Source organism: Flavobacterium sp. 38, from assembly GCF_057799715.1.
This window is the reverse complement of record NZ_JBYNWZ010000012.1, coordinates 32361-56694: the sequence shown is the minus strand read 5'-3', so window position 1 is coordinate 56694 and position 24334 is coordinate 32361. Positions and strand designations below refer to the sequence as shown.

Below are 24334 nucleotides of genomic sequence, written 5' to 3'. Positions count from 1 at the left end.
GTTAATTCAGAGGCTTTTTTTTTTAGGTTCAAAGTGACAAAGTGACAAAGTTCTCTACTCCCTAAATGGAAAACCTCTGCGCCTTTGTCCCTCTGTCCCTTTGAACCTTTAAGAATTAATCAACGGAATCAATTTTGTGCCAATCAATTCTATGGCGGTCATTAGTTGAGAATGCGTCAATCCAGCGTTATCCATTTGGAAAGTAAAACGGTCGACGCCTCCAAGAGCTTCACTATGACGCAAGATTTTATCTGCTGCACGTTCTGGACTTCCTACGATTAAAACGCCTAGATCATCAATTAAGCCGTCAAATTTACCTTTGGTAACAGGAGGCCAGCCTCTTTCGTATCCTAATTTAGTCCATAATTCGGCATAACCTGGATAATAATCGGCAACGGCACTTTCTGTTGAAGTTCCTACATAGCCTGGAGAATGCAAACCTACTTTTAATTCGTCAGGCGAAAAACCTGCCGCTCTCCCAGCTTCACGATATAAATCGACTAAAGGTTTAAAGCGATGCGTTTGTCCGCCAATAACAGCCACCATTAACGGAAGTCCAAGAGAACCTGCTCTAATAAAAGATTCTGGTGTTCCGCCGACTCCAAGCCAAATCGGCATTTTTTCCTGTAAAGCTCTCGGATAAACCGGCTGATTGTCTAAAGCTGGACGAAATTTCCCTTCCCAAGTTATGAATTCATTGTCTCGAATTTTAAGCAGCAATTCTAATTTTTCGCTGAAAAGCGCATCATAATCTCGAAGATTATATCCGAAAAGGGGATAAGCTTCTATTGCAGAACCACGTCCCGCTACGATTTCGGCTCTTCCTTTAGAAATCAAATCTAAAGTCGCAAAACTCTGATATACGCGAACAGGATCTGCAGCACTCAAAACCGAAACAGCACTTGCGAGCCGGATATTTTTGGTTCTTGCCGCCGCCGCACTCAAGATGACAGCCGTAGCAGAATCTAAAAATTCTTTTTTATGATGTTCCCCAATTCCGAAAACATCAAGACCAGCCTGATCTGCAAATTCAATTCGCTGCAATAACTGCTCCATGGCATCAACACTGCTCAAAGTGTTGTTATCGCCGTACATTGCCGAAGCAAAACTGTCTATTCCTATTTCCATAAAATTTTCAATTTTATAAATCCCAATTTCTAAATTCCAAATTCCAAAAATCTAAATTTATCTAATATATAATTATTTTTCAACACATAGAATCATAGGATTCTTGATGCGAAAAAAGGCGTTTCACTTATTTGAATGCACATAGCTATGTGTTAAAATCTAGATTTTTTAAAATTTACTCTTTTAGAAATCTAAATCTATGTTTCTATGTGTTAAAAATTGCAATTCGTTAATCTCAAATCTCAAATCTCAAATCCCAAATCCTAAATCTCAAATTCCAAATCCCAAAAATCTAAAATTTACTGCTATATAATTATTTTTCAACGCATAGAATCATAGAATTGTTGGTGCGTAAAAAAGGCGTTTCACTTATTTGAATGCACATAGCTATGTGTTAAAATCTAGATTTTTTTTAATTTACTTTTTCAGAAATTTAAATCTATGTTTCTATATGTTAAAAACTGCAATTCGTTAATCTCAAATTCCAAATTCCAAATTCCAAATTTTCAATCTAAAATCTAAAATCTTCAATCTAAAATCACTAATGCGAGAATCCGAATGAAATACTGATAATGATAATCATTATTACAATTAAAGTAATGCAGACATATAGATAATCTTTCTCTAATAAAAACGAGAAAAGCGAAAGTAAAACCCTTAAAACAGGCGTTAAAAACAAGAAAATAATTCCTGTAAAAATTAAAGATTCGCCATTTCCTTGAATTGCTCCGTTGTAGATTGCGGCGATAACTTCAAATATATTTCGGTCGTTTTCTTTAAAGACAGAATAATCTTCAATCTGGTTTCCGTTATGAAGCAAATAGACAATTCCGCCAATAAAAGCCACTGATAATGAAATCCAAACGCCATAACGGAGTAAGTTTCCGATAATGGTTTGAAAATCTTTTTCTCCAAATTTTTCTTCCTGTACCATATTAGATTTTTCCATTTAGTCCGTTATAAATCATGTTAATTGCCAAAACAAAAATCAGGCAGGCAAAGAATATTCTCAATTTCTTCGGATTTGTTCGTACTAAAATTTTAGCTCCAGCCATTGCTCCGAACAAAACGCCAATAACAACTGGCATACAGATTCCTGGTTCGATATATCCTTTCTGAATATAAATTACAGAACTCGCCATTGCCGTAACACCCATCATGAAATTACTGGTTGTGGTCGACACTTTAAACGGAACTCTCATAATATTGTCCATTGCAATAACTTTAAAAGCACCAGAACCAATTCCGAGTAAACCAGACATCATTCCGGCAACGCCCATCATACTAAAACCGCCAATTACATTTTTAGTTCCGTATTTTACAACTTCGCCGTCGTGCGTTGGATAAGTTCCTTCTAATTTTAATTTTTTAGCCAGCGGACTCGATTCTAAAACAATATGTTCTTCTTTTTTTCGAAGCGAATTAATAGCCGAAAAAATCAAAGTTAAACCGAATAAAACAGCGATAAAAGAAGTAGGGGCGATTGTAGAAAGTAAAGCGCCACAAACCGCTCCGATTGTAGTAGCGATTTCGAGAAAAATTCCCATTCGCATATTGGTAATTCCTTCTTTTACATAAGCAGCGGCAGAACCTGAAGAAGTGGCGATAACAGAGACCAAAGCGGCTCCGATAGCATAATGAATATCGACACCGAGAAGAATAGTAAGAAGCGGAATAATAATGATACCGCCTCCTAAGCCTGATAATGAACCAATAAAGCCTGCTAAAAAGGCACCGAGAATCATAATCAGTGTAAAGGTAAGTATTGTCATTTAAGAGATGTTTTTGTAATTGCTAATTTACGAATACATATCTGTTCTAAGAAAAATTAGGGGCTTAATAAAAGCTTAAAAATTATTTTTAGTGGTCAGTGGTCAGTTCTTTAGTGTACAGTTTATCTTGGACTCTAGAACTAGAAGCTTTGTCAAAGTTTCAAACTTTGACAAAGTTTGTATTTACTGACTACTAAAAAACTGTACACTGAACACTCAAAAAGTGTTTATATTTGAAAATTCAATGGTTAAAAAATGAAGAATCAAATCCTGACTTATTCCTTAACGCATCATAAGAGTTTGTTTTCTCATGCCGATCAGAAGGAATATTTCTATATTCAGACGAGTGAGCATCCTTATATTAGCGAACCGTATCGTGCAGAAAGTTATGCGATTGAGTTTCTAAGAAAAGGAAGTATAGTGATGCATACGGGACTTGAAAAAAAAGTTGTTCAAGCTCCAGCCATTATCACTTTAGGACCATCGGTTATTAGAAGTTTTTCTAAAAATGAAGAAGAAATTTTAATCGATATTCTATTTTTTAAACCGCAATTCTTTCTAGAAAATCAGGCGAATGTGTTTTTTTTAACTCAATATGATTTCTTCGAAAACAGTTCTAGCCACTTCTCTGAGCTTACCAAAACAGATGAAAGTAAATTGGAACGCATTTTTAGTTTAATTCAAGAAGTATCAGAAAAGCAGTCTAAACATCAGTCGGCTATTTTGAGAAGTTATCTTTACATTTTAATTTATGAGATTGATGCAATCCAAAAAGAAAAAGGTTCTTCAGAATTGCAAAATCCTTTATTTGAAAAGTTTAAAGCACTTCTTTTTAAAGACTTTCTGAATTTTAGAACGGTACAGCATTACGCTAAACAATTAAATGTAAGTAGGAAGTATTTGTCTGAAGTCGTAAAAAAGTACAGTGGCAAAACGGCAAGTGACTGGATTAACGAGATGGTAATTTTGGAAGCCAAAGTTTTACTGCAGAATAAAAATATGTCAATCAATCAGATTAGCGATATGCTTCATTTTTCTGATCAATCTATTTTTGGAAGATTTTTCAAAAACTCAGAAGGCATTTCGCCTTTAGAATATCGAAAAAAACAGATAGACTAAATAGCAACGGACATTTTGCACAAAATTTAAGCCGTATCGCTCTTTTTTTAGATTGCGAATCTCTTCAATTTTGCTTTTTATTATTAAAGAAAAGAAATGAGTAAAATTGCAAAATTTGTTGTCATCATTAACGATAATGTCTTTTGGATGGAAGACAAAGCCGTTCAGTTTTATACCAATTTATTTGGAAAGGATTTAGGAGAAAAATATATCGAAAAGCATTTGTCTCAAAAAGAATTGTTCCGAATTCAGAATGATTTTTCGATCGAAATTCTGATGGCATATCTTGGTGAAACTCCGCAAGCGTATTTAAAGCTGGATTCATCGAGAATACTAAATGAAAACCTTGGCGCATCAAAAGCAATCAATCTAAGTGAGATTATTTATTTTGATGAAGAAGATTTAACAGCGCTTATTAAAAGAGCAGAAGAAATTGCTTCTCAGCGAAAACATGATTTAGTTTGGGTGAAAGCTTTCCCCGCAGATACTGGCTTAATCGAAAAATTACGATCATTAGATTACAAAGAATTTGATTGGGCGGAAAGTGCTGAAGATCAATTTTCAGAACGAATTTATTTTCGAAAAGAAATGAAAAAGTAATTTTTAGTGTTCAGTGGTCAGTTTTTTAGTGTTCAGATTATCTTGGATTCGAGAACTCGAAGTTAGCACATACGACTGAATACTAAAAAACTGAACACCGACCACTAAGCCTATATTCTATTATCAACCGCAAAAGAGGTTTTTCCAATATTAGCAAGCAGTAAAGCAGCTGCGGCGCTTGTCCAAACCGAATAGTCTAGAGGAGCTTTTACCGAAACAGAAACTGACATGGCAAATGCAAAAGCGCACATTAAAAATGTAGTTCCAATAGCGGCAAGACGCGTTTTAAAACCAAATAACAATAACAAGCTTAGTAAAACTTCGAAGAAAGTAGCGATTCCGCCTAGAATTTCTGCTGTGGATTTGTTTGCCCATGGATTAAGAGATTGTGTGTAGATTACAAAATTTTCCCAATTTCCCCAAGCAACGGCGTTAGATCCCGGTGCGCCCCAAACTCCAAATCGGTCTGCTACGGCCGATAACATTGTGATTCCTAAAACTATTCTTAAAATTAAACCTGCTTCTAGTATTGTGATATTTTTCATTCTATAATTAATTTTTTATTTGGAGGTGTTCGAGGTTTTTTTTGACCAAGGTTTTGTTTCCAACTACTTTAAAACCAAGTTTTAAGTAGAGTTTTTTAGCACTCGGATTGTCTTCTTCAACCAATAGTCCTAAAACCTCTTTATTTTTATGAACGTATTTATCAATTAAAAATTGCAATAATTGAGAACCAATTCCTTTTCCTTGATATTTCGGATTTACGCCCAATGAATCGATATAATATTCTCCTTCACGCGTTTCAAACTCTGGATCGAACTCTGGATTATAATGTTTTCTCACGTACTCAATAATCGGATTTCGTAATTTCTCAATGTCTCCTCCGTTATAAATATTGACCGCGCCAATAATTTCGTTATTTTCCTCCGCAACAAAACAGTTTTCATACGAATATTGGTTGTTTTCCCTCTCAATAAAGTATTGCAGAAAATCTTTCGCGCAAGCGTAATCTTCCTTCGCAATAAATTTGTAGATGATATCTTCCATCGCCAATAATAATATAGGAGCGATATATACTGCGTCTGTTTTTTCTGCTTTTCTGATATTCATTTTGAAGTGTTTTTTAGCAAATTTACTTTAAATATTTTTCACGCAGATTAAACAGAAAAGAGCAGATTTAATAAAGATTTTTTTATTCTCTCGCAGATTTGGCAGATCAAGCAGATTTTTTCTAATTGATAATCCTTTTTAATCAATCTAATCTGTGGCAAATAAAAAATATTATTTAAATCTGCTCCAATCAGCAAAATCTGCGTGAAACAAAAGCATCTGCCGAATATCTACCAATATACACTCAATATATACCAATCAAGAGATTTTAACTACGCTTATATTTGTAGTATAATTTTAATTTAAACATTAAAAAAGAAAATGAAAGCAATAGGATTTAAAACCTCATTACCCATAGAGAACCCAGAAAGTTTTATCGAATTTGAAACCGTAAAACCAATTCCAGGACCACACGATTTATTAGTTAAAATTGATGCGATTTCGGTAAATCCAGTCGATTTTAAGATTCGACAGAATAGTGCAAAAGATACCGTTTTAGAAACGCCTAAAATCATTGGTTGGGACGCTGTTGGCATTGTGCAGGCTGTCGGACAGGACGTTACTTTGTTTGAAGTAGGCGATCCTGTTTATTATGCGGGAGACATTACAAAACAAGGAAGCAATGCAGAATACCAGATTATTGACGAAAGAATTGTCGGCAGAAAACCAAAGTCATTAAGCATTGAAGAGTCAGCTGTAATTCCGCTAACTGCTTTAACGGCTTGGGAGATTTTATTTGACAGAATTAGAATTAGTGCCGATAAAGACAAAGGAAAATCAATTTTAATTATTGGCGGAGCTGGTGGAGTAGGTTCGATTGCCATTCAATTGGCCAAGAAAATTGCGGGTTTAACGGTAATTGCAACCGCGTCGCGCCCAGAAACAATTGATTGGTGCAAAGCGCAAGGAGCAGATTTTGTAGTCGATCATAAAGACCTAATTTCGTCAGTTCGAGAAGCTGGTTTTGAGCATGTTGACTTTATTCTGGATTTTGTAGACACCAACGCCTATTGGGATATTATGGTAGAATTGATAAAGCCTCAAGGACATATTGCATCAATTACAGGAAGCAGCGATCCTGTTGCGTTAACCAAACTGAAAAGTAAAAGTGTTTCTTTTTCTTGGGAATTGATGTACACACGCTCGATGTATCAGACAGAAGACATGATCGAACAGCATAATATTCTAAATATCGTAGCCGATTTATTGGATGATGGTATTCTAAAAACCACTTTAAATACAACATTAAACGGACTTACAGCCGAAAACTTGAAAAAAGCGCACGAACTTCTGGAATCTGGAAAAACCATTGGGAAAATTGCGATAAAATTTTAAGCATAAAACCAGTCTGTGATAGCTGTAGAAAGGTTATTTGGAATTGATTTAAATAATATTGTTGTTACATAAGAAAATTTTGTATTTTAGTCGGCTTACAAGCCAAATTTGTATTTCATTTTTTTAACCTAAACAAAATTATTTATGATTTCAAAAAACACAGACCTCGGATTATTGCTATTGCGCATCAGCACTGGCGGATTAATGCTTTTTCACGGTGTTTCTAAACTGATTCACGGAATTTCGTTCTTAGTAGAAAACATGGGCGCATTTGGATATGCGGTTTATATTGGAGAAGTTCTAGCACCAATTGCTATTTTATTAGGATTCAGAACTAGAATTGCTGCGGTTCTTTTGGCTATCACTTGTGTAGTAGCAGTTGCAACGGCACACTCTCAAGAGATTTTCGCTATTAGCGACCACGGAGGTTATGCTTTAGAATTATTAGGATTGTACTTTTTTGGCGCTCTTGCTTTGTTTTTTACTGGAGCTGGTAAATATGCCGTTTCTAAAAACAATCAATGGGACTAATTTACGGTCAATGATATAATTATAGAAAGCTCTAAATTTCGATTTAGAGCTTTTTTGTTTTCATTCCTTTCATTCTGATAGACGATCTTATCATTTTGATAAGCTTTTATAAAATGAATTTAAATATGATTTGTTTATTTGCTTCATAATAAGGTTTTTACGAATAATATATTGCTCTGGCATGCCTTTTGTTTTTTACGGTTAACATAAAAAATATAAGCAATATGAAAACGAATAACATAAGAAGCAAAGAAATCAGTAAGACTTATTTATCAAACAAATCCAGACGTAATAAAGATCGGTTTGTCAATTTAATGGTATTTACCACCGTACTTTTTATTACGATTATGATAATTGCTAAAATAGTTTAGCTTTTACTATGAAAACCGCTCAGCTTAGAATGGAAACAGTCGTTTTTCCTTCTGATGAAAAGAGTACAGAAACTCATGATTTTATTATTGAGGAAACTAGCGTCGAACATGTTTTTTATATAAATGAAATCTGTAAAGAAACGCTATTGTCTGCAGCAGCCCGCGGAACAGGAATTTCTGGACGTCCGCCTGAACTTTTGGAAAAAAAGATGAAAGAAGGCGAAGCCGTTATTGCTTTTGCGCCAGACGGCAAATGGGCGGGTTTTGCTTTTATATCGTCGTGGGAAAACGGTCGTTATGTTTCTAATTCAGGATTAATTGTTGCGCCTGAGTTTAGACACACAGGTTTGGCTAAAAAAATCAAAAGAAAGATTTTTGAACTTAGCCGTGAAAAATATCCAAATGCTTTGATATTTAGTCTTACGACAGGTCTTGCCGTTATGAAAATGAATCATGAACTCGGTTTTGAACCCGTTACGTATGCTGAGTTGCCTAAAGATGAGCAATTTTGGGAAAACTGCAAAAGCTGTATCAATTGTCCAATTTTATTAAGTAAGGATAGAAAAAACTGTTTGTGCACTGCGATGCTTTATAATCCGAAAGAGAAGTAACTCTACTAAAAATAAAGATTTTGTAAAATTAACAGGAAAAAATACTTTTTTATGCTATGTTTGCGCTCAAATTATTCAATCGGTTATCAAAATAGCAATGAAATCTGTATTCGCACTTATTCTTTTTGTTCTTTCTTTTTCTACTCAAGCGCAATCTGTAAACGGTATTGTTAATGACGCAGACGGAAAATCTGTCTCAGAAGTATTAATTCGTGATTTAACTTCAAAAACACACGCACATACCGATGGAGACGGAAAATTTACATTAGAAGGAGTGCAGGTTAATGACAGTTTAGAAATCACTAAAAAAGGATTTGCAGCTCAAAAGATAAAACTGGCTTCTTTTGATTTTCTGACAATTTCCATATACGAAAAACCATTTTTGTTAGAAGAAGTTAAGATTAGCAACAATCTAAAATACTTGAATACCATTTCTAAAATTGATTTGGAAATTCAACCGATTTCGAATTCTCAGGACTTATTGAGAAAAATTCCTGGACTTTTTATAGGTCAGCACGCGGGTGGAGGAAAAGCAGAACAGATTTTCTTAAGAGGTTTTGATTGCGACCACGGAACGGATATAAATATTACCGTAGACGGAATGCCAGTAAATATGGTGTCTCACGCACACGGACAAGGTTATTCTGATCTGCATTTTGTAATTCCTGAAACCGTTGATAATATTGATTTTGATAAAGGAGCTTATTTTGCCGACAAAGGAGATTTTACAACTGCTGGATATGTTGGTTTTAATACCAAAAATGCATTGCAAAACAGTTCTATTTCTTTCGAAGGCGGACAATTTGATACTTTCCGAACTGTTGCGATGTTTAATTTGTTGAATAAAGAAAACCAATCGGCTTATTTTGCGGGAGAATATATGATGACTGATGGTTATTTTGATGCGCCTCAGAACTTTAACCGAATTAATTTATTTGGAAAATATAGTGCTAAAATGGACAATGGAGACCGTTTGGCGTTATCGGTTTCTCATTTTAAAAGCCAATGGGATGCCAGCGGACAAATTCCAGATCGTGCTGTAAATGATGGAACGATTTCGCATTACGGAGCGATTGATTCTAATGAAGGCGGAAATACAGACAGAACCAACTTCAATTTGCAGTATGACGCTAGAATTGATGAAAACACGCATATAAAAAGCAGTGCTTATTTAAGCAAATATGATTTTGAACTGTACTCAAACTTTACTTTTTTCTTAAACGATCCTGTTAATGGAGATCAGATTAAGCAGAAAGAAAACAGAACTATTGTTGGTTTTCAATCAGAATACGACCAGAAACTGAACGATAAATGGCGTTTTAAACTTGGCGCAGGTTTGCGAAACGATAATAATAAAGATGTAGAATTATCGCATACGCTAAACAGAAAAACGGTTTTAGAGTATTTGAGTTTAGGAAATGTGAACCAAACCAATCTTTTTACTTATACAAGTTTTGATTTTACATCAGGCAAATGGCTTATCAATTCAGGCTTGCGTTTGGATTATTTCAAATTTGGATACGAAGATCAATTGTTAGAAACTTATGCCAATCAGACACAGACAAAAGCGATTGTGAGCCCGAAATTGAACTTTTTATATACGCAAAATGATAAACTGCAATATTTCTTAAAGTTAGGGAAAGGATTTCATAGCAATGATACGCGCGTAGTTGTGGCTCAAAAGGGAGAAAAAATTCTTCCAGAAACCTATGGCGCAGATTTAGGCATTAATTGGAAACCGTTTCCAAGAATGATTATCAATTCGGCTCTTTGGTATTTATATTTAGCGCAGGAATTTGTTTACGTTGGAGATGAAGCGGTAGTAGAACCAAGCGGTAAAACAGAAAGAAAAGGATTTGATTTTGGTTTTAGATATCAATTGACCAACTGGCTATTTTGGAACACCGATTATACATATACGCACGCTAGAGCAATTGACGAACCAAAAGGCGAAGACTATTTACCTCTTGCTCCGAAAAACACTTTAATGAGCGGACTTTCGGTTAAAGATTTAAAAGGTTTTTCGGGTAGTTTGAGAACTCGTTTCTTAGGCGACAGACCTGCAAACGAAGACAATTCGGTTGTTGCCAAAGGCTATTGCATAACCGATTTTTCTGTGAATTATCAGATTAAGAAAGTTTCAATTGGTGTAAACATCGACAACATTTTCAATACAAAATGGAAAGAAACCCAATTCTTAACCGAATCTAGACTGGCAAACGAAACCGATCCTGTTGAAGAAATTCATTTTACAGCAGGAACACCTTTTAATGCGAGATTGATTTTGAAATATGCTTGGTAATGTGCCAATGTGTCAATTTGATAATTAGTTAATTAGATAACTAATTTGATTATGTGAAATTATGAACTGATTTGATAAGAATTTCCTTTTTTCACTTTGTTGAATTGATTTTTTGAAGTAATTTTAAGATTATAAATGCTAAAATTTCTTCCTTATGAAAAAGATTGGAATGTTTTTAATGTTTACAGTTGCATTGTTCATAAATTACTCTTGCAGCAAGCATGATGACGAGGTAATTATAAATTGCTTTGCGGAATCAGTTTATATTAAATTGCATAATTCTACTGATGCTGCTAATCCAAAATTAATGAACTATTCCGTTGAATATTCTGGGACAGGAACGTTGACTTCTGTAAAATGGAATTTTGGAGATGGAACTACTGGAACAGGAGCTGCGGTCACCCATACGTATGCCGCTGCTGGGGAGTACACAGCTACAGCTGAAGTAACGGTTAAAGTAGATGGATCTGAATGCACCTCAATTCCAAAAAGAACTGTCACTGTCAATTAATTATTTGACTCCAAAACAGTTTTGATTGATGGAATCACTGAATTAAAGTTAGAAGATTTTTTCTTTCTTTAGTTAACCAATCATTCCATTATCTAATTTTCTAATTGGCAAATTGCCACATTAACTAATTATACTTATCGGATAAAACAACACTTTCACAGACAAAAGCACGAGTTCTACCGACTGGACTTTAAAATGATATATTGTAGATATACTTTTGATTCAAATTAAAACTTTAAAATCAAAATTATGTCACTATTTACGCCTCTTCTGTGGATTTTATTAATTGCTCCGCTAATTGTTGCTGCTTATTTCAAATCAGAAAAAACAAATCTGAAATATTTAGGATTTTTCATTTTATACTTTTTGGCCGATGTGTTTTTGCAGGCCTCAGGAAAACAATTGATTGATCTTGATTTAAAGTTCAATTGGATTGGAAAATTTTTGAGTTTATTTTTAGGGCTCATTATCATTTTTTCCGTTTCTAAAGAAGAAAGAATCAAAATCGGATTTACATCTCAAACCAATTCCAAAAGCAATTTAAAATTCGGATTATTGATTTTCTTCGGATTTACTTTTTTCGATATTATTTTCAAACTGATTTTATTTCCAAAAGGCGCACCATTTCATTTAGAAACCTTTCTTTTTCAAGCCACTATGCCGGGATTAACAGAAGAAATCCTTTTTAGAGGAATCTCTTTATGGCTTTTAGATAAAGCTTTTGCACCAAAATGGAGCTACCGTGGTGTACAATTTGGCTGGGCGTTTGTAATTGTAACGGTTTTATTTGGCGTTTCTCACGGAGCTGTTTTAGATCAAGATCTGCATTTAAAATTCGATATCATGACGATGGTTTATCTGACTTTAATCTCCTCATTTAGCGTCGGAGTTTTAAGAATGTTTTCTGGAAATCTTATTTATTCTATTCTGGGGCATAACACCATTAATTTGATCAATGCTGTTATCAGAATTCTATAAAACTTGCCAAATTAAAGTTATATTTGAAACTGCTTTATCACTCAACTAAATGCCAAATACCGCAACGACTTCAGGATATTTTTTAGATAAAATCGCTTCGCTGAATTTTGATCACTTTTTTACCAAAAGAAATCGAATTTTACTGCACGTTTTCATGTGGTCAGCGTTTTCAATACTGCTTTTTTTGAGTTATGTAATCGGTTATAAACTCCTATATTTTGATGCCGTTTTGCTAACGATAAGAATGGCATTGGTCAACATGATCGTATTTTATATGCTGTTTTATCTTTTATTGCAAAAGATATTTGCAGGAAGTAAGAGCAGAATCATAATCCTATTACTGCTTGTTTTTCCAATTTCGATTTTCGTTTGGATGGCTGCAACGTACTTTATTTCATTGGTTTATTACGCTTTAGGTCTCGAAATTACTTTCGGAGAATTAAAAGGCGTTATTAAAATGAGTGCGCAACAGACGTTTCTAGAAGCAGTTTCTCCCAAAAGAATGCTTTCGCAGACGATTATCATTATTTCGTTGCTTTCACCTTTTTGCTTTGCTAAAATTTTAGTTGAAATCACAAAACTGTATAACAAGAAATTTCAAATCGAAAGAGAAAAAACGGCTTTAGAAATTCAGAACATTCAAATTGAGAAGGACTTTTTGAAAGCACAGTTAAATCCGCATTTTTTGTTTAATACATTGAATAATTTGTACGGATTGACGGTTCGAAAAGACAATCTAGCTCCAGAAGTAATCTTGAATCTTTCGGATATCATGAGTTATACGCTCTACGAATCGAATACTGAAATTGTACGTTTGGAGAAAGAATTGGATTTCATTAAAAATTATATCGCTTTAGAAAAAATGCGTTATGATGATGAGACAGATATTCAAGTTATTATGGAAGAGCAGACCGCAGGACTTTTTATTGCGCCGCTTTTGACTTTTACTTTTATAGAAAATGCTTTTAAATATGGTTTAAAAAGCAAAAATGCCTTTATAAAACTAGATATCAAAATTGAAAACAATACTTTTTGGTTTAGTTTGGAAAACGATTTGGAAGACAAGACAAATGATTCGAATTTTGGTGGAATAGGAGTAGAGAACGCCCGAAAACGCCTAGAATTATTATATCCGAATCAATATGAATTAGAAATTAAAAGACTTGAAAATTCGTTTAAAGTCGATTTAAAAATAGTTTTAAGATAATAATGGAAAAGTTAAAATGCATTGTCGTTGACGACGAACCAATTGCAAGAGATATTATTGAATCTTTTATTGCTGAAATCCCATTTTTGGAATTGAAAGCTTCGTTTGGAGAAGCCTCAAAAGCTTTGTTATTCTTGCAGGAAAATGAAATTGATATTATTTTCAGCGACATCGAAATGCCTAAATTTAATGGTTTAGAACTGGCGCAATCGCTTACCAATTCTCCTGTCATTATTTTTATAACCGCTCACCGTAATTTTGCTTTGGAAGGTTTTGAAACCGGAGCTGCAGATTATCTTTTAAAACCCGTTCGTTTTGATCGTTTTCTCAAGGCAGTCAATCGCGCCAAAGAATATCTTTCGTTAAAGAAAACAACTTCTGTCCATCAAATCAATTCGGATCGTATTTTTATAAAATCGGAAGGAAAATTAATTAAGATTCTCCTAAACGAAATTCTGTATGTAGAAGCGCAGGGCGATTATCTAAAATTTGTCATTAATGGCGCTTCGTACACAACTCTCGGAACTTTAAAGTCTATGGAAGAAGTATTGAAACTCCCAATGTTCTTTCGCGTTCAGCGTTCTTTTATTCTAAATCTCGAAGCGGTCAGAAGCTTAAACGGAAATATGGTCGAACTGACTGACGGAAAAACTATTTCGGCAGCTCTTAATAAAAAAGACGAATTGTATCAGCTGTTAGGAATAAAATGATTCCAATTTAGTAAAAATGATGTTTCAAATTATAATTTGAAACATCATTGGCAACTTCGGGATTTTCTTATTTGGTAAATTTGAGATTGTTATTTCAAGTCCTACATTATGAGAAATTATTGTTTATGCCTTGTTTTCTTTTTTAGCTTTCATTTTGCAAATGCACAGTCTGATGATAATCAAGAACTGACTGTAGAAGAAATGAATAAAAAACGTCAAAATCCTGTTGAAGGACTTAGGAGTTTTTTCCTTCAAAGTGTTTTAATTCCAGACACAGGCGAGGGCGGAACGGCACAATCGTATAGTATTCAGCCTGTTTGGCCATTTAAAGTTTCTGAACATGTCAAGTTAATGACATATACTATTATTCCGCTTCAATACATCCCAAAATTAGAACCCGCAGGCGAATCTGCATTTGGTTTAGGAAATATTCTTTTTAACGGATTTTTCACTCCTGTAGAAAAGAAAGGTAAATTTGTTTATGGTGCAGGGCCAGCAATTCAAATTCCGACTCGTACAGATGCCAATTTGGGTTCGAATACCGTAAGTTTAGGGCCATCATTATTACTATATTATGCTGGAGATAAAATTTCTGGCGGTGCTGTTGTTCAGAATTATTGGTCATTGGGAGGAACGGGCGCCAACAAAGTAGATCTTTTTAGTGTCCAGTATATGGGATATTATAATTTTTCGAAAGGGTGGTTTGCATCTGCCAATAGCACAATCGAAGCCGATTGGCTAGCGCCTTCGGATCAGCGATGGCTGGTGCCGGTGGGAGGTGGAGCCGGAAAAACGTTCAAGCTGGGGCAAAGTAAAAAGTTTTACTGCGGAACGGCACAGCTTTTTTACAACGCTATAAAACCAGACTATGTGGGGCGTTGGGAAATTATTTTTCAACTTCAAGTTATTTTATGATTTGAATTCACTAATTATCATTACATCAGCGATTTGCATTGATATAATCCGTTGGCGACATATTAAAATGTTTTTGGAAGTTTCGGCCGAAGCTGGTTTGCGATTTATAGCCTACCATTTCTGCGATTTCATACATTTTAAAGTTTTCGTTTAACAGCAATTCTGCAGCACGTTTAAGGCGTACGATATTGATTAATTCGTTCGGACTTAAATTTGTAATGTCTTTAATTTTTCGATATAAAGTCGAACGGCTCATATTCATGATTTCGGCAAGCGATTCTACACTTAAATCCTGATCGGTAATGTTTTTAAGAATTTCGTCGTCGAGTTTTTTCAAGAACTTTTCGTCTGTTTTATTGTGCGCAATGCTTTTAATGTGCGAAAGCGGAGAACTGGCATAATAATTCATAATCTGTCTTCGGTTTTCAATCAGATTATTGGCTTGTACTTTTAGATAATCCATTGAAAAAGGTTTTGCAACATAAGCATCGGCACCTACTTCAAGTCCGTCGATTTGCGATTTTAGAGAGTTTTTAGCCGTCAATAAAATGACAGGAATATGGCTCGTTTCGAGATTGGTTTTGATTTTTTTACACATTTCAATTCCGTCCATAATTGGCATTGTAACATCTGAGATTACAAGCTGAATGTTTTCGTTATGTATGATTTTCAGTGCTTCTTCGCCATTTTCTGCTTTTAAAATAGCATACGTTCCCGCCAATTCGGTTGTAATAAACTGCAAAAGATCTTCATTGTCTTCAACGACTAAAATCTGTGCTTTTTCGTTTTTAATTTCAACCGGCTCTTTTGGCTTTTCGTTTTCCGTTTGTTCTTTTTCAGCATCGGCGTAAAGCATAAATTCTTCCTCCTGATGCAAGGGCAAGATTAATTCGAAAATATTAAAATTCGGATCTTCGACTAAATTCAAACTTCCGTTATGCAATTGTGCGAGTGAATGCGCCAGCGAAAGTCCGATTCCTGTTCCAGAAGCCGTACTGCTGTCATCGACTCTAAAAAATGGCTCAAAAATTTTATCTTTTAAATGAATTGGAATCACATTTCCGTCGTTTTTTACGATCAGAGTCAGTTTCTTTTCGTCTCTAAACAAAGAAATAGATACTTTTTTGTTCGAATATTTAATCGCATTATTAATCAAATTGCTCAAAATCTTCTTGAAAGCTTCTTTGTCCACAAAAGCGTGAATGTCTTTTTCGCCCAATTCCAGATCAAATTCCAGTTTGCGTTCTTCAATTAACTGGCTGAATCTCAAATGGAAATTTCGAACCATCGAAGAAATATTCGCTTCGACGAAAGTTAATTTCAAACCGCCAATTTCGGATTTTCTGAAATCCAGCAATTCGTTTACCAATTTCAATAAACGCGAAGTATTTTTTTTCATGATCGAAAGATGCTGTGGCACTTCTTCCGATTCGTATTTCATTCCCAAAAGCTTTTCCAACGGACCTTTAATCAAAGTCAGAGGAGTTCTAATTTCGTGCGCTACATTTGTAAAGAAGTCAATTTTTGCCTGATAGATTTCTTTTTCTTTTTCGTCATTCAAATGCTTGATTTTGCGGTTGTTTTTAATCTGAGTTAGATTTTGAGAATAACGGATGATGTAATAAAAACCAGCGCAAATCAATATAAAATAGAGCAAATAAGCATAAGTGCTCGCGTACCATGGCGGAAGGATTCTAATTTTGAGTTTTACTTCTTTACTCCAAACCCCAAAGCTATTTAGCGATTTTACTTTAAAAACATAATCGCCTGGCGCTAGTTCGGTAAAGAAAACTTTGTTGTTTCTTCCTAAATAAACCCAATCGCTATTTACATTTTCCAGCTGAAACCAATATTCTGTCAATTCTGGCGCAGTATAATTTAAAGACGCAAATTCGAGATTAAAAGACGACTGGCTGTTGTTCAATTCCAATTCGTCCAAAAAAGAAATAGACTGCGTAATAGGCGATTCTGGGCTATTTACCTCAATATCTTTATTGTTGATCTGAAGATTGGTGATGTAAATAAAAGGCGTGTATTTGTTTTTACTGAAATGCTTCGGATTAAAACTGATCATTCCGTTCAGATTTCCAAAATACATATCGCCGTTTGCATCTTTAAAAGCCGAATTGTAATTGAACTGATCGCTCAATAAACCATTTGCAGTGGTAAAAATCTTGATCGATTTATGATCGGGACCAAATTTTACCAAACCTTTAGAAGTCGTCAGCCACAGATTTTTGGCATCGTCTTCTAAAATAGAATAGAAAACATTGCTTGGCATTCCGTTTTTGGTCGTGAATTTGGTAAAAGTATGCGTTTTTCGGTCAACGAGATTCAAGCCGTTTTCAGTCGCAATCCATAAATTTCGTGACGAGTCTTCAAAAATGGCGTTTATAGTATTATTGCTAATGCCTTTCGGATTTTTATAATCATACGTAAAAACCTCTTTTTTCTTGGTTTTCGGATTATAAAAAAGCAATCCGTCGCGGTAACTTCCAGCCCAAAGATTTCCGTCGCTGTCTTCCCTCACATTGGTGTAATGATACGTTTCTGGAAAGAATTTCAGTATTTCAAAATTATCCGCCTGTTCATTATAACGATACAAACCAAAAGTGGTCACTACAATCAGGTCGCCATTTTTCATTTCGTAAAAAGAAAAAATAAAATTGCTGTGCAGTCCGCTTTTGCCATCGTTGGCGCTATAATGTTTGAGAACAGCACCCGAATTTCGATCTAAAACATCCAAGCCATGTTCAAAAGTTCCGACCCAGATTTTGTCTTTTCTGGGCATTAAAGCATGAATGTTGTAATACGAAACATTGTAAGACGTAAATTTCTGCGTTTTCGGATTAAAACGATTCAAACCTGCATCTTCTGTTCCGATCCATAAATCGCCGTAATCGTCTTTATGTATTTCTCTGACTGCGCTTCCGCTAATGGAGTTTTGATTGTTCTTTGGGAAATACTTTTTAAACTGTGTGTATTGTTTCTGATGGTAATTGACACCGCCAAAATAAGTTCCAATCCAGATTCCGTTTTCTTTGTCAATCGTAATCGAGTAGGCCGCATTGTCTGAAATGGCGTAGGGATCGTTGTAATTCTTTTTAAGATTTACAGCGGTTTTAGTTTTTAAATTATAAACATAAACGCCAGATTCGCTCGCAATCCAAAGTTCGTCATTTCCTTTTTTTCTAAACTGGCGTACAAAAACAGGCTCTTTTATTCCAAATTGCAGTTCAGACGTGGTTTTGTTTTTTCTATTATATAGGAGCACGCCGTGATCTTGCGTTCCGATCACAATATTTTCCTGATCTACAGCATAAATTACCGTAATTCTAAAATTGATTTTATCTGAAGGCGGATTTAGCGGAATATTTTCAAAAGAAAAGTTTTCTTCCGAATAATGATAGATTTTATTGAGAGAAGAAACCCAAATTTCTCCTTTATAATCTTTGGTAATCGAAGTGGTGACAAAATATTTGTTCGGGTTAAAAGTGGTCGTTTCTTTCTTTTTTGGTGCATACTTATACAAAATGTTGCCCGAAACAAACCAAATGTTGTCTTTCTGGTCGTGATTGATGTCGTTGATACGATCGTTTATGGCTTCATTCAAAATGGTAAAACGATCCAATTTTTTATCATAATGATACAAGCCTTTATCGGTTCCGACCCAAATAGTGCCGTTATGTTCATGTAACGATTGTATATAATTGCTTCCTAAACTATGAACGGGATCTCCATTATTTCTATATGTTTTAAATCGATAGCCATCAAAACGGTTCAGTCCATCTTTGGTTCCAAACCACATAAAACCGTCATTATCTTGTATGGAGGTCAAAACGGTGTTGTTAGAAAGTCCTTCTTCAACCTGATAATGTTTAAAATAGTAGTCTTGCGCATTCGAAAATTGTATCGAAAAAATGCTGGCACATAAAAAAAGAAAGAATTTACGCATAGTTGTTTTTTTTAGGCTAAAATCTAATTTTCTGCAAATCGTCTCAATATTCTACAAAATGTTGCAGCTGAATGAAATTGGGCTATTTTTAATACAATTTGAATCATTTGAGAGAGATATTGACACAAATGAAGCATTTTATTTTGAATAAAAAGCGTCTACTTTGAATTTTCAAATAAGAGATATTGATAAAATTTTAAGTATAAAAATATACTATCAATAAAATTAAGTTTGAAAAAATCAACCATTACTAATTTTGAAACAAAATGAACAATTTATTACAACTAAAGAATATTAGTTCTTTTTTTGTCCGCGTTCCGGACGATTAAATAATTCAATATTTCATTTAACCAAACCACAAAAAGAAATAAAACTATCTAAAATGCAAAAATCAATGAAAACAAAGTTCACTCACTTTTTAACGAAGAGATATTACCTCTTGGTTTTCTTTAGTTTATTACTGCAGTCCGCTTTTGCCCAACAAATAACTGTTACGGGAAAAGTGACTACCGCAGATGGACAGGCAGTTCCTTTTGCGAATGTTTTAATAAAAGGATCCCAGAATGGTGCTGTTACCGATTTTGACGGGAGCTATAAAATTACAGCCAGTGGGAGCCAGACCTTAGTTTTTAGTTCGCAAGGCTATAAAACAGTAGAAGTTGCTATTAATAACCGAACATCTGTAAATGTTACCATGGCAGAAGACGCCATGAAACTGGAGGAAATAGTTGTTGTAGGTTATGGATCGCAACAGAAAAAAGACCTTACGGGAGCCGTTGCTTTAGTTAAACCTGACGAAATTCAGAAGAGACAAGTAACCACAGTAGCAGACGGACTTCAAGGTTTAGTGACGGGAGTTAAAGTTCGCGGAGGCGGACGCCCAGGACAAGAAGCGAATGTTGAGATTCGTGGTCTTAAGAATCTTCAAAATACAAATCCGTTATACGTAATAGACGGTTTAGTGACTTCTGCAAATAGAGATTTTAACCCGAATGATATCGAATCGATTCAGGTTTTAAAAGATGCTTCTGCAGCGGCAATCTATGGTTCTAGAGCGGCAAATGGTGTAATTATCATTACAACTAAAAAAGGTAAAAAAGGACCGCTTCAAGTTGAAGTGTCTGCAAAAAGCAGTTTTACCGTTATGCCTCGCTATGACTTAATGGGAACTGAAGAGTTTGCGAAATACAACAATATGGCATACGATAATGCTGGATTTACGAGACAAAACTTGAATATGGCAGTAGATACGGACTGGCAGGATGCGGTTTTTCAAACAGGAATGATTCAGGATTATAATGCGAGTTTTTCTGGAGGAAGTGAGAATTCGAGTTTCTTTATGTCTGGAAATTATTTTGGAAATGAAGGAACTGTAATCGGAACTGATTTTGACAGAATTTCATTCCGTGTCAATTCTAGCGGTACAAAAGGGATTTTTAGTATTGGAGAAAACTTGGCGATCAGCAATTCGAAAACAGATGAAATGTCTGGAAATCCAATTATTGATGTTTATAGAATGACGCCAACAATTCCGCTTTACGATCCAGCTAATCCAGGTGGATACGGATATGGAAAACAGGGAGTTGCCGATACTTTTGGAACAAACCCTTTGGCATTGGCTGATTTTTCTAATGTAAATAATGAAAACTTCAGAATTAGAGGAAATATCTGGTCAGAATTAAAATTTGTGCCTTGGCTGAAATACCGTTTCAATTTTGGTTATGAAACCAGTTTCGATTCTTATAAATACATGAGGAAAAAAGGAAGCTGGACTTTAAACCAGCCGCAAGATCCTTCTCAGACAGATCAAAACAAAGGAAGGTCAGAAACTTTGTTGTTTGAAAACACGCTGACTTTCAAAAAAGAATTTGGAAAACATGATATTACGCTTTTAGTTGGTCAAACGTATCAAAAAGACAATTACGACCAAATTTACGGAACAAAAAGAAACCTTCCGATGAATTCTGGAACAGGCGAATATTATGAAGTTTTAAATCAAGGAGATTCGCCAGTTGTTGGAGGTTTCATCAACGAAGCGGCTTTAACGTCTTATTTAGGAAGGTTAGAGTACAATTACGACAATCGTTATTTGTTTAATGCTGTTATCAGACGCGACGGTTCGTCAAAATTCAGCGATGGCAATAAATGGGGCAATTTCCCTTCTCTTTCTGCGGGATGGAGAATCAGCAATGAATCATTCTTTAAATCAGAATTCATTAAAGATTTAAAAATTAGAGCAAGTTATGGAGAATTGGGTTCTGGAAATATTAGAGAATACGAATCTAAAAGCTTCATTAATAATTTCGGACAAATTGTTTTAGGAAAAGACCAGACTTTATATCCTTCTGCAGCGCAGGTTAAATTATCAAACTCGCAATTGCGTTGGGAAAAACTAAAACAAACGAATATCGGATTGGATTTAGGTGTTTTGAATAATGATTTACGTCTTACTGCAGATTACTTTATTGCACGTACAGAAGATGTATTATTCGGTTTCCCAATTTTATTGACTACAGGAAATGACGGCGGAAACCCAATTTCGAACGCTGCAACGGTAGAAAATAAAGGTTTTGAATTGGAATTGGCTTACAGCAAAAAAATCAATGATTTTTCTTTTAATGCTTCTGTAAACTTCACAAAAGTAAACAACAAACTGGTTTCTTTAGGAAACGGTCAAAACGAAAACATTATTGGAAATACAATGACTCGCAGCGGAAGCCCGGTAGGTATGTGGTATGTATTGCAAACTGATGGATTATTCCAAAATCAGCAGGAAATTAACGACTACAAAAATGCTGAAGGAAAAGTAATTATGCCAAATGCGGTTCCTGGAGACATTCGTTTTAAAGACAATAATGGAGACGGACAAATTACAAACGAAGACAAAACAATTGTGGGAAGTCCGTGGCCAGAATTTGAAATGGGTTTAAACGCGGGAGCTGAATATAAAGGTTTTGATTTCTCTATGAACTGGATTGCTGCCAACGGCGCTACAGTTTACAACGGATTTAGAAGTGTTGTAGATCGTTTTGATGATAACAGTAACTACAGAAAAGGCATTCAGCCTTGGACACCAGAGAATCCAAATACCGATTTTCCTAGAGTAACAAAAGGTTCTACTTTAAATTCAAGAGGAGACAGTGACCGTTTCTTAGAAAGTGGCAATTTCATTAGACTAAAATACATCGGTTTTGGATATAACTTGCCGAGCAGTGTTTTAGAAAAATCAGGAATCACAAGAGCAAGATTAACCTTATCTGCACAAAATGTTATTACGATTACTAAATACAAAGGCTTGGATCCTGAGTTTAGCAATACCGGCGATAACAGAATTTTTGAAAGAGGTGTTGACAATGGTTCTTTCCCGAATCTTAAGACGTATTCTTTTGGTGTAGAATTTAGCTTTTAATTAAAAAAACAGCGTAATGAAAAAAATAATCATAATAACAGCCGCTTTTCTAGGTCTTGTTTTTACAGCTTGTGAAAACGAATTGGATCTGAACAGCCCAAATGATATCACAGTTGACCAATATTGGAAAACGGAAAGTGATGCGCAAGCCGGTGTAAACTCCATTTATGCCATGTTTTATAAAGATGGATTGTGGGCACGATGGATGTATTTCCGTTTAGATCTTACTTCAGATGAAGGTTATAGCGTAAGTCCGTGGACAGAATTGGCAGATTGGACTAGATTCAATTACATCAATTATAATTTTTGGGAAGGAAATGCCGTAACGTGGAGAGATACTTATAAGGCTATTTTTAGATGTAATCAGGTTTTAGCCAATGTTCCAAATATTACTTTTCAAAATGAAGAGGACAAAAAGAAAGTGATAGCGCAGGCTAAATTTTTCAGAGCCTTACATTATTACTATGCAGCGGTGATTTGGGAAGATGTTCCGTTGGTTTTAGATCCGTCTACGCCAGCAGATTTGCCTCAGCAGAAAAAAGTAGCTGAAATCTGGGCTCAAGTTGAAAAAGATTTGAACGAAGCTTTTGAGGATTTGCCAAGAGATTGGACCTCAGACCAGTTGGGAAGACCAGATAAAGGTGCCGCAAAAGCTTTTCTTGCAAAAACATATATGCAGCAACGCAAATGGCCAGAAGCAAAAACGGCTTTAGAATACTTAATTACTGGAGCGGGAGCTAAATATTCTTTAGTTTCTAATTACAGAGACAACTTTACAGATGTAAATGAGAATAACGGAGAATCTGTTTTTGAAATCCAATTTGGAGACCAAAGAAAAGGAGGGACTGACGAAGCGCAAAATGCCGCAGTTTCCAGCAACCGTTCTCAATTTTTTGCACCAAGAGGAATTGGATGGTCAGATGGACAAGCACGTTTGTGGTTGGTAAATGCTTTTAAAGAAGAAAAAAATAAAGACGGCAATCTGGATATCCGTTTAAGATGGACTTTATATTATCCGCAATTATTGGCCGACTTTGGCGACAAAACCTACGATAGAAACTGGGAATGGAACAATGACGAAGCTTGGTTTAGAAAAGGAAGCCGCGATTATTACAGAAACAATGAAGATTACTACAGTCAGGTAAACTACAGACTGGTTCGTTATGCTGATATTTTATTGCGCTACGCAGAAGTTTTAAACGAAACTGGAAATACAGCTGCGGCGTACCAATATGTAGATATGGTGAGAGCTCGTGTAAACATGAATACATTAGCGACGACACATCCTGAAATTGGAAACGATCACGATAAATTCTTAGAACGCCTGAAAATGGAAAGAGTTTTAGAATTAGCAGGAGAAAGTGTTCGCTGGGAAGATTTGAAACGTTGGGGAGATTTAGACACTCAAGCTTCAGTGGATAAAATTGCACTTCGTGATTCCGATTTTAAAAACTTCACAGTTGGTAAAAATCATAGAATGCCAATTCCGCAAAGCGATGTAGATAATAATCCAAATCTAGAACAGAATTCTGGATATTAATAATCTGAGAGTGTGAAAATTTAAACACATAGAAACATAGATTTTATTTTACTGTTATAAGGAATTAGAAAAAAGCTCGCTTTTCACACATAGCTAAACTATGTGAATTCAACACACAGAAATCTATGTGAATTAAAACAAAGTGAAACGCCTTTTTACAGACAAAGAAAAACTATGATTCTATGTGTTAAACAAAAAAAAACACTCAGCAAATTAAAAGCTATTTATTA

At 35.0% G+C, this 24334-nt stretch carries 19 protein-coding genes; 13 read left to right on the top strand and 6 right to left on the bottom strand.

What is annotated here, in order from left to right; all coding sequences use genetic code 11:
- Positions 1-108: 108 nt before the first annotated feature.
- The 3 genes from AC3E9W_RS20625 to AC3E9W_RS20615 all read right to left on the bottom strand — a co-directional run bounded on the left by AC3E9W_RS20625 (position 109) and on the right by AC3E9W_RS20615 (position 2900).
- Positions 109-1128 (bottom strand): LLM class flavin-dependent oxidoreductase, encoded by a 1020-nt coding sequence (locus tag AC3E9W_RS20625; RefSeq protein WP_488769839.1) that lies wholly within the window; start codon positions 1126-1128, stop codon positions 109-111.
- Between the two features lie 541 nt (positions 1129-1669).
- Positions 1670-2077 carry a DUF1634 domain-containing protein gene (locus tag AC3E9W_RS20620; protein WP_488769838.1) on the bottom strand — a complete coding sequence of 136 codons (408 nt, stop codon included), beginning with the start codon at positions 2075-2077 and terminating at the stop codon, positions 1670-1672.
- On the bottom strand, positions 2064-2900 hold the full coding sequence (locus tag AC3E9W_RS20615) for a sulfite exporter TauE/SafE family protein (protein ID WP_306160104.1): 837 nt from the start codon (positions 2898-2900) through the stop codon (positions 2064-2066). Before AC3E9W_RS20615 ends, AC3E9W_RS20620 begins: the two co-directional genes overlap by 14 nt.
- Before the next feature lie 255 nt (positions 2901-3155).
- Between AC3E9W_RS20615 and AC3E9W_RS20610 the strand changes: the two genes are divergently transcribed.
- Both AC3E9W_RS20610 and AC3E9W_RS20605 read left to right on the top strand, forming a co-directional pair.
- Positions 3156-4019, top strand: a complete 864-nt coding sequence (locus tag AC3E9W_RS20610) for a helix-turn-helix domain-containing protein (RefSeq protein WP_488769837.1) — start codon at positions 3156-3158, stop codon at positions 4017-4019.
- Between the two features lie 96 nt (positions 4020-4115).
- A complete protein-coding gene (locus tag AC3E9W_RS20605; protein WP_488769836.1) occupies positions 4116-4619 on the top strand; it encodes a hypothetical protein in 504 nt (167 codons plus the stop codon).
- A gap of 110 nt (positions 4620-4729) precedes the next feature.
- Here AC3E9W_RS20605 and AC3E9W_RS20600 read toward each other — a convergent pair whose 3' ends face one another.
- Both AC3E9W_RS20600 and AC3E9W_RS20595 read right to left on the bottom strand, forming a co-directional pair.
- On the bottom strand, positions 4730-5164 hold the full coding sequence (locus AC3E9W_RS20600) for a DoxX family membrane protein (protein ID WP_306160110.1): 435 nt from the start codon (positions 5162-5164) through the stop codon (positions 4730-4732).
- 7 nt (positions 5165-5171) lie between these two features.
- Complete coding sequence (locus tag AC3E9W_RS20595; protein WP_488769835.1) at positions 5172-5729, bottom strand: GNAT family N-acetyltransferase; 558 nt, start codon at positions 5727-5729, stop codon at positions 5172-5174.
- A 321-nt stretch (positions 5730-6050) separates the two neighbouring features.
- Between AC3E9W_RS20595 and AC3E9W_RS20590 the strand changes: the two genes are divergently transcribed.
- From AC3E9W_RS20590 to AC3E9W_RS20550, 9 genes are all read left to right on the top strand, one after another.
- Positions 6051-7064, top strand: a complete 1014-nt coding sequence (locus AC3E9W_RS20590; RefSeq protein WP_488769834.1) for a zinc-binding alcohol dehydrogenase family protein — start codon at positions 6051-6053, stop codon at positions 7062-7064.
- Between the two features lie 144 nt (positions 7065-7208).
- Positions 7209-7595, top strand: a complete 387-nt coding sequence (locus tag AC3E9W_RS20585; protein WP_488769833.1) for a DoxX family protein — start codon at positions 7209-7211, stop codon at positions 7593-7595.
- Positions 7596-7995: 400 nt separating this feature from the next.
- Entirely contained in the window at positions 7996-8577 is a 582-nt protein-coding gene (locus AC3E9W_RS20580; protein ID WP_488769832.1) for a GNAT family N-acetyltransferase, read from the top strand.
- Between the two features lie 97 nt (positions 8578-8674).
- On the top strand, positions 8675-10879 hold the full coding sequence (locus tag AC3E9W_RS20575; RefSeq protein WP_488769831.1) for a TonB-dependent receptor: 2205 nt from the start codon (positions 8675-8677) through the stop codon (positions 10877-10879).
- A 154-nt stretch (positions 10880-11033) separates the two neighbouring features.
- Complete coding sequence (locus AC3E9W_RS20570; RefSeq protein WP_488769830.1) at positions 11034-11390, top strand: PKD domain-containing protein; 357 nt, start codon at positions 11034-11036, stop codon at positions 11388-11390.
- A 249-nt stretch (positions 11391-11639) separates the two neighbouring features.
- Complete coding sequence (locus AC3E9W_RS20565) at positions 11640-12368, top strand: CPBP family glutamic-type intramembrane protease (RefSeq protein WP_488769829.1); 729 nt, start codon at positions 11640-11642, stop codon at positions 12366-12368.
- Between the two features lie 49 nt (positions 12369-12417).
- On the top strand, positions 12418-13575 hold the full coding sequence (locus AC3E9W_RS20560; RefSeq protein ID WP_488769828.1) for a sensor histidine kinase: 1158 nt from the start codon (positions 12418-12420) through the stop codon (positions 13573-13575).
- A gap of 2 nt (positions 13576-13577) precedes the next feature.
- The gene (locus AC3E9W_RS20555) at positions 13578-14285 is read left to right on the top strand and encodes a LytR/AlgR family response regulator transcription factor (RefSeq protein ID WP_488769827.1); all 708 of its coding nucleotides are present in this window, start codon (positions 13578-13580) and stop codon (positions 14283-14285) included.
- A 108-nt stretch (positions 14286-14393) separates the two neighbouring features.
- Positions 14394-15200: a hypothetical protein gene (locus AC3E9W_RS20550; protein ID WP_306160130.1), complete on the top strand. Its 807-nt coding sequence runs from the start codon at positions 14394-14396 to the stop codon at positions 15198-15200.
- 25 nt (positions 15201-15225) lie between these two features.
- Here the strand turns inward: AC3E9W_RS20550 and AC3E9W_RS20545 are convergent, their stop codons facing one another.
- The gene (locus AC3E9W_RS20545; protein WP_488769826.1) at positions 15226-19155 is read right to left on the bottom strand and encodes a hybrid sensor histidine kinase/response regulator transcription factor; all 3930 of its coding nucleotides are present in this window, start codon (positions 19153-19155) and stop codon (positions 15226-15228) included.
- Between the two features lie 394 nt (positions 19156-19549).
- Between AC3E9W_RS20545 and AC3E9W_RS20540 the strand changes: the two genes are divergently transcribed.
- Complete coding sequence (locus AC3E9W_RS20540) at positions 19550-22564, top strand: SusC/RagA family TonB-linked outer membrane protein (protein ID WP_488769825.1); 3015 nt, start codon at positions 19550-19552, stop codon at positions 22562-22564.
- 16 nt (positions 22565-22580) lie between these two features.
- The gene (locus tag AC3E9W_RS20535) at positions 22581-24104 is read left to right on the top strand and encodes a RagB/SusD family nutrient uptake outer membrane protein (RefSeq protein ID WP_488769824.1); all 1524 of its coding nucleotides are present in this window, start codon (positions 22581-22583) and stop codon (positions 24102-24104) included.
- Positions 24105-24334: the final 230 nt, after the last annotated feature.

Coding starts and splice junctions, on each gene's coding strand:
- AC3E9W_RS20610 (WP_488769837.1), top strand. CDS start 3,156: ATGAAGAATCAAATCCTGACTTATTCCTTAACGCATCATAAGAGTTTG.
- AC3E9W_RS20625 (WP_488769839.1), bottom strand. CDS start 1,128: ATGGAAATAGGAATAGACAGTTTTGCTTCGGCAATGTACGGCGATAAC.
- AC3E9W_RS20540 (WP_488769825.1), top strand. CDS start 19,550: ATGAAAACAAAGTTCACTCACTTTTTAACGAAGAGATATTACCTCTTG.
- AC3E9W_RS20545 (WP_488769826.1), bottom strand. CDS start 19,155: ATGCGTAAATTCTTTCTTTTTTTATGTGCCAGCATTTTTTCGATACAA.
- AC3E9W_RS20580 (WP_488769832.1), top strand. CDS start 7,996: ATGGAAACAGTCGTTTTTCCTTCTGATGAAAAGAGTACAGAAACTCAT.
- AC3E9W_RS20565 (WP_488769829.1), top strand. CDS start 11,640: ATGTCACTATTTACGCCTCTTCTGTGGATTTTATTAATTGCTCCGCTA.
- AC3E9W_RS20585 (WP_488769833.1), top strand. CDS start 7,209: ATGATTTCAAAAAACACAGACCTCGGATTATTGCTATTGCGCATCAGC.
- AC3E9W_RS20555 (WP_488769827.1), top strand. CDS start 13,578: ATGGAAAAGTTAAAATGCATTGTCGTTGACGACGAACCAATTGCAAGA.
- AC3E9W_RS20600 (WP_306160110.1), bottom strand. CDS start 5,164: ATGAAAAATATCACAATACTAGAAGCAGGTTTAATTTTAAGAATAGTT.
- AC3E9W_RS20605 (WP_488769836.1), top strand. CDS start 4,116: ATGAGTAAAATTGCAAAATTTGTTGTCATCATTAACGATAATGTCTTT.
- AC3E9W_RS20595 (WP_488769835.1), bottom strand. CDS start 5,729: ATGAATATCAGAAAAGCAGAAAAAACAGACGCAGTATATATCGCTCCT.
- AC3E9W_RS20575 (WP_488769831.1), top strand. CDS start 8,675: ATGAAATCTGTATTCGCACTTATTCTTTTTGTTCTTTCTTTTTCTACT.
- AC3E9W_RS20615 (WP_306160104.1), bottom strand. CDS start 2,900: ATGACAATACTTACCTTTACACTGATTATGATTCTCGGTGCCTTTTTA.
- AC3E9W_RS20570 (WP_488769830.1), top strand. CDS start 11,034: ATGAAAAAGATTGGAATGTTTTTAATGTTTACAGTTGCATTGTTCATA.
- AC3E9W_RS20560 (WP_488769828.1), top strand. CDS start 12,418: ATGCCAAATACCGCAACGACTTCAGGATATTTTTTAGATAAAATCGCT.
- AC3E9W_RS20535 (WP_488769824.1), top strand. CDS start 22,581: ATGAAAAAAATAATCATAATAACAGCCGCTTTTCTAGGTCTTGTTTTT.
- AC3E9W_RS20620 (WP_488769838.1), bottom strand. CDS start 2,077: ATGGAAAAATCTAATATGGTACAGGAAGAAAAATTTGGAGAAAAAGAT.
- AC3E9W_RS20590 (WP_488769834.1), top strand. CDS start 6,051: ATGAAAGCAATAGGATTTAAAACCTCATTACCCATAGAGAACCCAGAA.
- AC3E9W_RS20550 (WP_306160130.1), top strand. CDS start 14,394: ATGAGAAATTATTGTTTATGCCTTGTTTTCTTTTTTAGCTTTCATTTT.